This is a genomic window from Escherichia sp. MAL-1 (genome assembly GCF_052948035.1).
Window position 1 is genome coordinate 238,538 of sequence record NZ_CM129609.1, and the last position, 11,691, is coordinate 250,228.

Sequence of the window (11,691 nt, forward strand, 5' to 3'; positions counted from 1 at the left end):
TCTGCAAGAATAATTAATGGCTTTCCGGCGTCGCAATCATGCGTTTCAGCCACGGCACCATCAACAGCATCACTACTGCAACGCCCAGCGTGACCAGACCAATCTTACCAAACACGTTGGTATAGACGGGCAACGTCTCAAGCGGATCGGTAATGTTGTCCGGCACCGCGGTAAATGTTGCCACATAGCCGCCCAGCAAGAACGCGGCAGCCTGCGTCAGGAACCACATCCCGAGAATAAAGCCCATCAAATGCTGCGGCACCAGGGCAGCAATCATCGCCAGGCCAAGGGCGCTAATAAACAGTTCACCTAAGCTCTGGAATAAGTACACCAGCACGATAAACCATGGCGATGTCAGCCCTTGTGCATCCGCAAACCACATTCCCGCAGCTGCCGCCGTCAAAAAGCCCAGTGAGCACATAAACATGCCGAGAGTAAATTTCATCGGCATCGAGAGGTCTTTGCCTTTGTTACCCAGATGCGTGTAAATGCCTGCCAGTATTGGGCTGGCGAGTACCACCCAGAACGGGTTAAGCGCCTGGAAGCTGACCGGGTTGATGGAAAAACCGAGAATTTCATGATGCACGTTGTTGATGGCAAAGAAGTTCAGCGATGTTGGCATCTGGGCGTAGAGAATGTAAAACACCACCGCTTCGAGCATCAGGACAAAGGCGACAAACATTTTATTGCGCCCGGTTTTATCCAGCTTGAATGCCTGACGAAAGAAGATGATGGTGACGACGATGGAGAGAACAATCAGCACCAGATTGGCGACTTCTACGTTGTGCATCAGCCATGCGCATACGAAGATCATCACCACGCTGCCAAGTAACACGTACAACAGTTTGCTGAAGCTCATTGGCCGGAAGTCGGGTTCAGAACCAATGTCTTTCACCATTCCACGACAGGCGATGTAAACCAGTAATGCGATAATTAACCCCGCCCCGCACAGGTTGTAGGTGACTGAATAACCGAATCTATCAGCGATCACAGGGGCCAGCGATAACGCTATCAACGAGCCGATGTTGATCGACATATAGAACAGGGTGAATGCGCCATCAAGCCGCGGATCTTTCGGCGGATAGCACTTCGAAAGCAAGCTGGCTGGGTTAGCTTTAAACAGGCCGTTACCTACAGCGATAGTCCCCAGGGCGATGAAAATCAGGTCAGGCTTAAGTAGCGACATGCCGGTCATGAAGTAGCCAATCGCCAGCACAAGTGCACCAAGAACAATGGTGCGTTTGGTCCCCAGCAGGTGGTCGCCGACATAGCCGCCAATGGAAATGAGGCCATAGACCAGCGCAGCAAAAGCACCAAAAGTGACAAAAGCCTGCTCTTGCGAGAATCCAAGCTGTTTAACGAAGAAAACCGCCAGTACGCCCTGCACGCCGTAGTAGCCGAATCGCTCCCATAACTCGACAAAAAAGATCATGAAAAATGGGCGAGGTTGCTGCAGCATCCCCATGGGTGTTGTTGTATTCATATTTATTAACCTTCCAATACCATCCTGAAAAGTATGAACGCGTAAGGGATAACGCGCGAAAAAGTTTACATCTGTCAGAGATTCTTAATATTGATGCGGTGAATAGATTAATACACTATTACAACAGAAAATAACCAGCTGATCACACTAATGATGGAAAATATGATGGTGTTAAATGTTGTATTGGCAGGAGATTTTGATTGCGTACGCAGATCGTAGGCCAGATAAGGGGTTTACGCTGCATCAGGTAACAAGGCGCGCCAAAAAGCAAAACGCCCGCATATGCGGGCGTTCAGGAACACGTCGTGGAGGGATGATTATTCTTCTTCGTCGCGCAGCGGAACAATCAGCATATCAACGTGAACGGTGTTGATCAGCTGACGTGCGGAAGACATCAGTTTGCTCCAGAAGTCCTGGTGGTGACCACAAACCACCAGATCCATATCGTATTTCTTGATTGCATCGACCAGAACCTGGCCCAGGTCGCCGCTGCCGCTCAGGGTTTCAGTGATTGGGTAGCCTGCATTAGTGGAAAGCTCGGTCAGCGCATGATGTGTCTCTTCAGAGATGCGTTTCTGCATATCACCCAGATTCACATCAATAAGCCCGGTGTATAGGTCAGAGTAGTTTACATCTACGTGGATCAGAGAAACTTTCGCATTGTAGGGGCGAGCCATAGAGACTGCTTTCTCTACCAGAACTTTGCTTTCCGGGGAGAGATCGACTGCGATGAGAATGTGTTTATAAGCCATAGTGTTACTCCTTCCATAAAGTTGTCGATGACTGGCCAGCTAGCGTTTCTTGTGCCGTTACGTCACCCGCGTCCTGCGAACTACGTGCGCGGGGCTAACCCAGCCGTAAAGATTCAGTGTTAAGACCATCCTTACCTTATAGCGACCCGGATGATCCGTCAATCCGCCTTGCTTACCCGTTAGATAAACAAATTTTCGACATGAATATATTGATAGTGGTTAACCTTCTGGAAAAAAAACAACCTGATCTCCTACACTATCTATAGAGCCGCTCGGATGTTGGTCACCACAAAAGCGGTTTCTCCAGGACCTGGTGTTAACTGATTGGCAGCGTATCGGGAGCGGTAGCCCCGGGGTGGAACTCCGCGGGCAGGTCGCCGGGGAGGAGGTATGATAAGCACCGTCGCATTATTTTGGGCTTTATGTGTCGTTTGCATTGTTAACATGGCGCGCTATTTCTCATCACTACGCGCGTTGTTAGTGGTACTGCGTAACTGCGATCCATTGCTCTATCAATATGTTGATGGAGGGGGCTTTTTTACCTCACATGGCCAACCCAACAAACAGGTGCGTCTCGTTTGGTATATCTATGCCCAACGTTATCGCGATCATCACGATGATGAATTTATTCGCCGCTGTGAGCGGGTGCGTCGGCAGTTTATTCTGACCAGCGCATTGTGTGGTCTGGTGGTGGTCAGCCTGATTGCATTGATGATTTGGCATTAAGCACTTCAGCAATAATAACGCATAAAAAAAGCGGGCCAGTAAACTGACCCGCTCGAGACTGATTACAAACGCAAAATTGCCTGATGCGCTACGCTTATCAGGCCTACATAATCTCTGCAATCTATTGAATTTGCATGTTTTTGTAGGCCGGATAAGGCGTTCACGCCGCATCCGGCATGAACAAAGCGCACTATGTCACAATCTGAAGCGGGCCAGCTGACCCGCTCGTTTTGGTGCGTACGATTACAGGAACTGCAAGGAGAGCCAGTACAGCCCGCCGGAAAGCAGTACCGCAGCCGGAAGGGTAAACACCCAGGCCATCAGAATGCTGGTCACGGTTTTACGCTGTAAGCCGCCACCATCTACCACCATCGTCCCCGCGACAGAAGAGGAGAGTACGTGAGTGGTGGAAACCGGCATCCCGGTATAACTCGCCAGGCCGATAGACACTGCCGCCGTCATCTGGGCAGACATCCCCTGAGCGTAGGTCATGCCTTTCTTACCGATTTTCTCACCGATAGTCGTTGCCACTCGACGCCAGCCAATCATCGTACCGATACCTAACGCCAGCGCGACCGCCATGATGATCCACACCGGTGCATACTCGATGGTGCTAAGCATGTCGGACTTCAGTTTCTTCAACAGGCGCTGATCGTCAGCACTCACGCCAGGCATCTTCACCACTTTGTCGATAGTGTCAGAAACGCACAGCATAATGCGGCGCATCTGGCTACGTTGATCAAGCGACAGCTTGTCGTAGCTTTCCACATCGGTGGTCAACATACCTTTCAGGCGGTTGAGCGCGTTAATGGTATTCGACGGATGGCAGTGGAACTCCGCAGGTTGCGTTGCGCCAGCTTCCGGAGCCGGTACTAACTGATCAGCACCGGTAGCCTGTTTGAGCAGCGCAGGATGCTGCTCAAAGTAAGCTTCGACGTTGTTGATGGCATCACGGGTACGGGTGATTTCGTAGCCAGTGGCATTCATGTTCACCACGAAGCCTGCTGGCGCGACGCCAATCAATACCAACATAACCAGACCAATGCCTTTCTGACCATCGTTCGCGCCGTGCGAAAACGCCACGCCGATAGCGGAAAGGATCAGCGCGATACGCGTCCAGAATGGCGGCTTTTTCTTGCCGTCTTTCTTTTCACGCTCCGCTGGGGTCAGGTGGATACGGGCGCGTTTCTTGGTGCCGCTCCAGTAGCGACGCAGCAAGAAAATCAGACCGCCAGCAAACACCAGGCCGACAATAGGGGAAACGATCAGAGAACCGAAAATACTTAATACTTTCGGGATATTGAGTGCATCCACCACTGACGTCCCGGTCATCAACGCATTGGTTAAACCAATCCCGATGATCGCGCCAATCAGCGTATGAGAGCTGGATGCAGGTAAACCAAAGTACCAGGTACCCAGGTTCCAGATAATCGCCGCCAGCAACATAGAGAACACCATGGCAAGGCCATGAGACGATCCCATATTAAGCAGCAGATCCGTCGGCAGCATATGCACAATGGCATAGGCAACACTCAGACCACCCAGCAAAACACCCAAAAAGTTGAACACCGCCGCCATAACCACGGCGAGCTGAGAACGCATCGCGCGGGTATAGATAACGGTTGCCACGGCGTTGGCTGTGTCATGGAAACCATTGATGGCTTCGTAGAACAGCACAAAAGCCAGTGCAAGCAATAATAACAGCCCGGTATGCAAATCCAGGCCAGCAAACAAATGTAGCATAGGACGTTACGCCATTTTGAGGACATGAACGCGGCGCATTATCAGTGACTTTCGCGGCGCGGGCAAAGTGAAATATAGACTTTTTTTGATTTGCCTCCTGTATGGATTTCACTCAAAAAATAATTATCTTATATAATTCAGGCAAATACTTCCTTTTAGTAATATTGATGCTGGTGCGACCACTGAGGAATCTTTACAATTCACGCCCGTTTTTTCTAAGAGGAGCGCAACGTGGAAAGGTTTGATGCCATTATTATAGGCGCTGGTGCGGCGGGTATGTTCTGTTCTGCGCTGGCAGGTCAGGCAGGACGCCGGGTTCTGCTGATCGATAATGGTAAAAAACCAGGGCGCAAAATCCTTATGTCTGGCGGTGGGCGCTGCAACTTTACCAACCTTTATGTCGAACCAGGCGCTTATCTGAGCCAGAATCCGCATTTTTGTAAGTCTGCACTCGCGCGTTTTACCCAGTGGGATTTCATTGATCTGGTCAATAAACACGGCATCGCCTGGCACGAGAAAACGTTAGGACAACTCTTCTGCGATGACTCCGCGCAGCAGATTGTCGACATGCTGGTGGATGAGTGCGAGAAGGGCAATGTAACCTTCAGATTGCGTAGCGAAGTGCTGAGTGTGGCGAAGGATGAAACAGGCTTCACGCTTGAACTGAACGGCATGACTGTCGGTTGCGAAAAGCTGGTCATCGCGACCGGTGGGCTGTCAATGCCGGGGCTGGGCGCGTCGCCGTTTGGTTATAAGATTGCCGAACAATTTGGCCTCAACGTGCTGCCGACCCGTGCGGGTCTGGTGCCATTCACTCTGCATAAACCGTTGCTCGAAGAGTTACAGGTGCTGGCGGGCGTGGCGGTGCCTTCCGTGATTACCGCTGAAAACGGCATCGTTTTCCGTGAGAACTTACTCTTCACCCATCGCGGCTTGTCTGGACCGGCGGTGTTGCAGATTTCAAGCTACTGGCAACCGGGTGAATTTGTCAGTATCAATCTGCTACCTGATGTGGACCTCGAAACCTTCCTGAATGAGCAGCGTAACGCACATCCGAATCAGAGCCTGAAAAACACACTGGCGGTTCATCTACCGAAGCGGTTGGTTGAACGCTTACAGCAACTCGGGCAAATCCCGGATGTTTCGCTAAAACAGCTCAACGTGCGTGACCAACAGGCACTGATTAGCACATTGACCGACTGGCGCGTACAACCCAACGGCACTGAAGGCTATCGCACTGCCGAAGTGACGCTCGGCGGCGTGGACACCAACGAACTCTCTTCACGGACGATGGAAGCGCGCAAAGTGCCTGGGCTGTACTTCATCGGCGAAGTGATGGACGTCACCGGCTGGCTGGGGGGCTATAACTTCCAGTGGGCGTGGTCGAGTGCATGGGCTTGTGCGCAGGATTTGATTGCAGCGAAGTCGTCCTGACCTGTTACCTAAAGATGAAAATTATTAGAGCCGCATTAAAAATGAGCTAATTTTGATAGTGGCTATCTTGTGATTATTTTCTAATGAGCCCGTGAACTGAAACCCTCCAGGCTTAATATAAGGTGGAAGGAAAGGTGATTGAAAACTCACCCAGTGGCCAGATCTTTATAAAATATGAACAGGCTGAAAAAGACAGTAACTTTGTTGTTTTTTTATCCTTAACCACTATGCATTAATGCTGCGTTATTTCATGATGCCTAAGAAAAACCAGCGTTACGCAAATGGTCAACGCTGGTTTTATCCGGTACGTTGCAATTATTTTTTAGCAGAACCTGCTTCTAATATTGAAACGATTGAGAACAACGTAAAGCATACCGCTCCCAAACCGACCAAAACCCGCGAAGGAATAAAATATCCCATGTCGGTCTGCGCCATTTCCGCAAGAAACGATGCCAGGAAAAGGCAAAACAGGCAGGTGAAGACGGGAATCATCGGTATTCTGTTGGCTAACGAACAGGTACGTCTCCATACCAGTGCCAGTAGCCAGACTTTTGAGAATATGCTGTAACAGATCATTCCGAGGCAAATAAGAATAATGCCGGGAGCCAGTCGGGCGCTTGCATCGGAACTGACTAAGACGTATATCCCCTGCAGTACCGTGATTGAGCCGAGAAAAATAACCCAATAACACCACAGCCAGTGTTCTTTAGTTGAAAACGTATTACGTGTTTGATGGACAATTGTGGCAACAAGGCCAATTAGACAGGCACAGATTGCGGTTAACCCAAGCAATACGTGACCCGCGACATAATGCGGAGTTATGTCAGCACTACGTAACAGCGTAATAGACCAAATGAAACCGAGCAGGGTGAGTAAAACGGGAACGGCAATGAGGCAGTTACCGATTAATGAAGAATAAGCCTGTACCGGTGTTCCGTCGCTCTTGCTCCCCGCTGCATTTTTGGGAATGAGCAGAAAGTGACCGGATGACGCTGCCACCGTCGATACACAGGCGGCAATCATACCAACGCCGAAAATAACATGGCCGGCGACAAACTCGTCTGCCATCACATCATTGCCTGCTAACAGTGCCCAACCCCATATCATGGTGATAATTGACCCCGCATAGCCAATAATGGGGAACAATGTATTGTAAAACGTATTAACGCCGCGCGTGAGCTGCGAAATGATAATAAATGCGGTAGTGAATAATGCCAGGCATATGGCCGCCAGAGAAATCAGCACATGACCCGCGACGAAATACTCGCTTTGCCCTGAACTTTCCAGCACAAAGCCACCTAACGCGATACAAATTAAGCCCATAATCAAAGGGATTAATTTGAAAAGCCACCCGATATATATGTTCACTTTAAACTCCTCAGGTATCCCTGCTAATATTGAAATATGCATTAATGATAATTTCATCCTGTTAATATAATGACGAGATATCATTAAAGACAAATGCATAGCATAACTATAGCGGGGTTTACTTTGCAGAGCGCTACTTTTCAGCGTTCAAAAGGCCATGATAAATAAAAATTTATCCTAAGATTAATTCTTATGCTGTTGTTTTTTACAATTATCTTCCAGGGAGGGATTATTCTTCATTATTTGGTAAAAGACCGGATAGTCTCGGTGCTTAAAATCAGCGAACATATAAGTATTATTATTTTATATCGTCGTAAATCTGTTTTTCAGACAAGTATCATTTATTTTGTTACAAACAATTCAAAAATATCACAGGTTATTTATGAAAGCAATTGACAATCAGATTAGAAACATCTCTTCAAGCCATCAAGATAAGCATTCAGATAAAGTTAACAGTCATCAACACCATGGCAAGGTTGATAAAACACATCGTGCAAAGATAGTTGAATTTGATAAACTGGATAATGATTCGCAAATAGATAACGATTTTGGCCTGCATATCATCTATTTCCTGCAACATGGTCACTGGAAGGTAAATGATCGTAGTCACCAGATGGAGAAAGTATGGTTTTACAATAGTGAACCTTCTATAGATATTCAAGAATATAATAGATTCGCCGACAATACTACTGATACGTTTATCTTTACAATTATACCAGACAATAACCATGTGTTAAAATTATCGTCTCCCATTACCGTTACTGTTGAGTGTAAGGGCGGTTATTATTTTATTAATTCCTCTGGAGATAAATCAGATATAATTTATAAAGTTGATGGGCTTTCTATCATAGCGAGAAATTTCTTTACTCTTCTTAGTGGTAATTTCAAACCTGACTGGCGTTGGGATGTCTCTAAGGAGACGTTTACTAAGGAAAAGTTTGATAGCTATGTTAGATCTGTGTTTTCAAAAATAGACTTCTATAAACAGTGTGGTGTGATTAACCCACAAAATGCCAACACGGCTTATTTTGGCGATACAGATGGAAGAGTAGGCGCTGTACTTTATGCATTGCTCGTTTCAGGGCATATAGGCATCAGGGAAAAGGGTTGGAGTTTATTATGTGAATTATTAAAACACGAAGAGATGGCTTCATCTGCATACAAACATAAAAATAATAAAGTGCTCTACGATTTATTAAATACGAGAGACATGATCTTGAATGAGTTGCATCAACATGTTTTTTTAAAGGACGATGCGATAACCCCTTGTATCTTCCTTGGGGATCATACAGGCGATAGATTTAGTACTATTTTTGGTGATAAATATATCCTTACTTTGCTAAATTCTATGTGAAATATGGAGGGTAATAAAGATAGCCGTATTAATAAAAATGTCGTCGTTCTGGCTGGAAATCATGAAATCAATTTTAATGGTAACTATACTGCACGACTAGCAAATCATAAACTCTCTGCCGGTGATACGTATAACTTAATTAAAACGCTCGATGTTTGTAATTATGACTCAGAAAGGCAAGTTTTAACCAGTCATCACGGAATAATAAGAGATGAAGAAAAAAAATGTTATTGTCTCGGTGCTTTGCAGGTTCCATTTAATCAGATGAAAAATCCTACTGATCCTGAGGAATTAGCCAATATTTTTAATAAAAAACATAAAGAACACATGGATGATCCTCTATTCCATCTAATCCGAAGCAATACTTTGAAACCCACACCTGTATATGCTAATTATTTTGATAACACTACTGATTTCAGACCAGCACGTGAACGTATCTTCATATGTGGGGAGACACTCAAAGGTGAAGACCCCAGCAAATACATTAGACAAAAATATGGGCATCATGGGCCCGGGGTAGATCAGAATCAACAATTTGATAATGGTATTATGGGGCTAAATTCCCTGAAGGAAGCACGTGATAAAAATAATAAAATAATTTATTCCTCAGGGCTTAGTTGTTTTCAATCTCATTAAAACTCCATGAATACGGTGGTATGTCTTTTTAATCCTGCCAGTATTTCATAGGTTTTCTTAATCGATTGTAGAGGCATGTTCTGATGACGCCTCTACAATCTTTAGGGACTTTCTCTGCTATGAGATAAGAAATTTCATATTATGCTTTGAGGCTGAATGATTTGTGCAAAATATAATTATTTTCCCATCGAACATGAGGTGTATGTCATAAGATAAAATGTTAACTATGTATTCCTCGCGGTAAATAATATGAGGTAAAATATGAAAATTGGAACTGTGGCAGGCACTAACGACAGTACAACGACAATCGCAACAAATGATATGGTGCAAGAGCATGTTACCAACTTCACTAAAGAACTGTTTGGGTATATTGCAAATGGTATAGGTGATGATATATCAAGTATTGCCAGGACAATGCTCGGTGAGGTTGTGGAAAAAATAGATGATTGGCAAATAGAACGGTTCCAACAATCTATTCAAGATGACAAAATTTCATTTACCATACAAACGGATCATTCAGAAAAATATAGTATGCTATCGGGCATGCGTGCTCATATTCTACGTAGGAATAATAATTATCAGTTTATTGTGACAATTAATAGCAAAAATTACGGTTGCTCTCTTGATAATACCGATGTTAATTGGTGCAGTATTGTTTATTTACTTAATAATATGACAGTAAATGATAATGCTAATGATGTTGCAGTTACTGAGTCGTACAAACCCATCTGAAACTGGAAAATATCGCAATATAATGTATCTGATATTAAATTCGAAACAATGATAAAACCCCAGTTCGCTGACAGAATCTATTTCTCCAATTGTTCACCCGTTGATCCCACAAGTACCAGACCAACCTATTTTGGTGATACCGATGGCTCAGTCGGTGCAGTTTTGTACGCGCTTTTTGCAACGGGACATTTGAGAATCATGGCTGAAGGAGAAAATTTCCTTAGCCAGTTGCTTAATATAGAAGATGAAGTTCTCAACGTATTGCTAAGGGAGAACTTTAATGAGCAACTTGACACTAATGTTAATACAATAATCAGTATTCTGAACAGAAGAGATATAGTTTTAGAAAGTCTTCAGCCTTATTTAGTTATTAATAAAGACGCTGTGACGCCATGTACGTTTCTGGGCGACCAGACTGGCGATCGATTTAGTAATATCTGTGGCGATCAATTTATCATCGATTTATTAAAACGCATAATGAGTATCAATGAAAACGTTCATGTATTAGCTGGAAATCATGAAACGAATTGCAATGGTAACTATATGCAGAACTTCACGCGCATGAAACCACTTGATGAGGATACCTACTCTGGGATAAAAGATTATCCTGTATGTTTCTATGACCCCAAATACAAAATAATGGCAAATCATCATGGGATAACTTTTGATGATCAGCGAAAACGTTACATTATAGGACCGATAACAGTCTCTAGTGATGAAATGACCAATGCTCTCGAACCGGTCGAATTAGCGGCAATTATCAATAAAAAGCACCATGCTGTAATTAATGGCAAAAAGTTTAAAAATAGCCGGGCTATCTCTTGTCGATCCTTTAATCGTTATTTTTCTGTTTCGACAGATTACAGACCTAAACTTGAAGCACTATTAGCATGCTCACAAATGTTAGGTATAAATCAAGTTGTTGCACATAACGGTAATGGTGGAAGAGAATGTATAGGTGAAACGGGGACAGTTTTAGGTCTTAACGCCCGTGACAGTAAACATGCTGGAAGAATGTTCAGCATGCATAATTGCCAAATTAACCCTGGTGCAGGGCCTGAGATAACCACTCCCTGGAAGTCTTACCAGCATGAAAAAAACAGAAATGGACTTATGCCTTTGATCAGAAGGCGCACAATGTTACAGCTCTGAACCATAGACAACATGAATATTAATGTTACTATCTGGTTGAGACTGTTGATAAAACGTAAAAAGGAATGCTCTGTTCCTGCAACTGAACAGGCGTGAAACGCTATCCAACAGGATGGATACCGTTTTGTCAGCCAGTTTTATAGATCACACTTATGAGTATGCGTGTTTCATTTACGGCCAGGAATGCTGATGATGACAACATTACTACCCGTTTTCACTAAGCCTTCCCCGTTGGCGCTCAATGCTCTGCGCGCTGGTCGTATTTGTCGTTTCCTTCTTATCCCGGATGGAAGAATCCGCTGAACGTCGTT

General features: G+C 45.1%; 8 protein-coding genes and 2 pseudogenes. 6 read left to right on the top strand and 4 right to left on the bottom strand.

Features of this window, described 5'->3' with window-relative positions; genetic code table 11:
- Positions 1 to 13: 13 nt before the first annotated feature.
- Complete coding sequence (gene dtpB / locus ACU8XX_RS01125; protein ID WP_001098652.1) at positions 14 to 1,483, bottom strand: dipeptide/tripeptide permease DtpB; 1,470 nt, start codon at positions 1,481 to 1,483, stop codon at positions 14 to 16.
- A gap of 165 nt (positions 1,484 to 1,648) precedes the next feature.
- On the opposite strand from dtpB, the gene ACU8XX_RS01130 reads away from it, so the two are divergent.
- Positions 1,649 to 1,702 carry a hypothetical protein gene (locus ACU8XX_RS01130; protein ID WP_212591402.1) on the top strand — a complete coding sequence of 18 codons (54 nt, stop codon included), beginning with the start codon at positions 1,649 to 1,651 and terminating at the stop codon, positions 1,700 to 1,702.
- A gap of 98 nt (positions 1,703 to 1,800) precedes the next feature.
- Here the strand turns inward: ACU8XX_RS01130 and uspA are convergent, their stop codons facing one another.
- Positions 1,801 to 2,235, bottom strand: coding sequence for a universal stress protein UspA (gene uspA / locus ACU8XX_RS01135; RefSeq protein WP_000323571.1), 435 nt, complete (start codon positions 2,233 to 2,235; stop codon positions 1,801 to 1,803).
- Positions 2,236 to 2,625: 390 nt separating this feature from the next.
- Here uspA and uspB point away from each other — a divergent pair, with 390 nt between their 5' ends.
- Positions 2,626 to 2,961, top strand: coding sequence for a universal stress protein UspB (gene uspB, locus ACU8XX_RS01140; RefSeq protein WP_000626187.1), 336 nt, complete (start codon positions 2,626 to 2,628; stop codon positions 2,959 to 2,961).
- Positions 2,962 to 3,204: 243 nt separating this feature from the next.
- Here uspB and pitA read toward each other — a convergent pair whose 3' ends face one another.
- The gene (gene pitA, locus ACU8XX_RS01145) at positions 3,205 to 4,704 is read right to left on the bottom strand and encodes an inorganic phosphate transporter PitA (protein WP_000902780.1); all 1,500 of its coding nucleotides are present in this window, start codon (positions 4,702 to 4,704) and stop codon (positions 3,205 to 3,207) included.
- 231 nt (positions 4,705 to 4,935) lie between these two features.
- Between pitA and ACU8XX_RS01150 the strand changes: the two genes are divergently transcribed.
- Positions 4,936 to 6,138 (top strand): BaiN/RdsA family NAD(P)/FAD-dependent oxidoreductase, encoded by a 1,203-nt coding sequence (locus ACU8XX_RS01150; RefSeq protein WP_000439180.1) that lies wholly within the window; start codon positions 4,936 to 4,938, stop codon positions 6,136 to 6,138.
- A 315-nt stretch (positions 6,139 to 6,453) separates the two neighbouring features.
- On the opposite strand, the gene ACU8XX_RS01155 is transcribed toward ACU8XX_RS01150, so the two are convergent.
- Complete coding sequence (locus tag ACU8XX_RS01155) at positions 6,454 to 7,506, bottom strand: DUF2776 domain-containing protein (protein ID WP_001028905.1); 1,053 nt, start codon at positions 7,504 to 7,506, stop codon at positions 6,454 to 6,456.
- A gap of 382 nt (positions 7,507 to 7,888) precedes the next feature.
- On the opposite strand from ACU8XX_RS01155, the pseudogene ACU8XX_RS01160 reads away from it, so the two are divergent.
- The 3 genes and pseudogenes from ACU8XX_RS01160 (at position 7,889) to yhiY (ending at position 11,683) form a co-directional block, all read left to right on the top strand.
- A pseudogene (locus ACU8XX_RS01160) lies at positions 7,889 to 9,496 on the top strand (YhiJ/YhiL family protein).
- Between the two features lie 261 nt (positions 9,497 to 9,757).
- Positions 9,758 to 11,380: pseudogene (locus tag ACU8XX_RS01165) on the top strand (DUF4049 domain-containing protein).
- A gap of 189 nt (positions 11,381 to 11,569) precedes the next feature.
- A complete protein-coding gene (gene yhiY / locus ACU8XX_RS01170; RefSeq protein ID WP_001296785.1) occupies positions 11,570 to 11,683 on the top strand; it encodes a protein YhiY in 114 nt (37 codons plus the stop codon).
- The last annotated feature ends 8 nt before the right edge of the window (positions 11,684 to 11,691 follow it).

Coding starts and splice junctions, on each gene's coding strand:
- dtpB (WP_001098652.1), bottom strand. CDS start 1,483: ATGAATACAACAACACCCATGGGGATGCTGCAGCAACCTCGCCCATTT.
- uspA (WP_000323571.1), bottom strand. CDS start 2,235: ATGGCTTATAAACACATTCTCATCGCAGTCGATCTCTCCCCGGAAAGC.
- uspB (WP_000626187.1), top strand. CDS start 2,626: ATGATAAGCACCGTCGCATTATTTTGGGCTTTATGTGTCGTTTGCATT.
- pitA (WP_000902780.1), bottom strand. CDS start 4,704: ATGCTACATTTGTTTGCTGGCCTGGATTTGCATACCGGGCTGTTATTA.
- yhiY (WP_001296785.1), top strand. CDS start 11,570: ATGATGACAACATTACTACCCGTTTTCACTAAGCCTTCCCCGTTGGCG.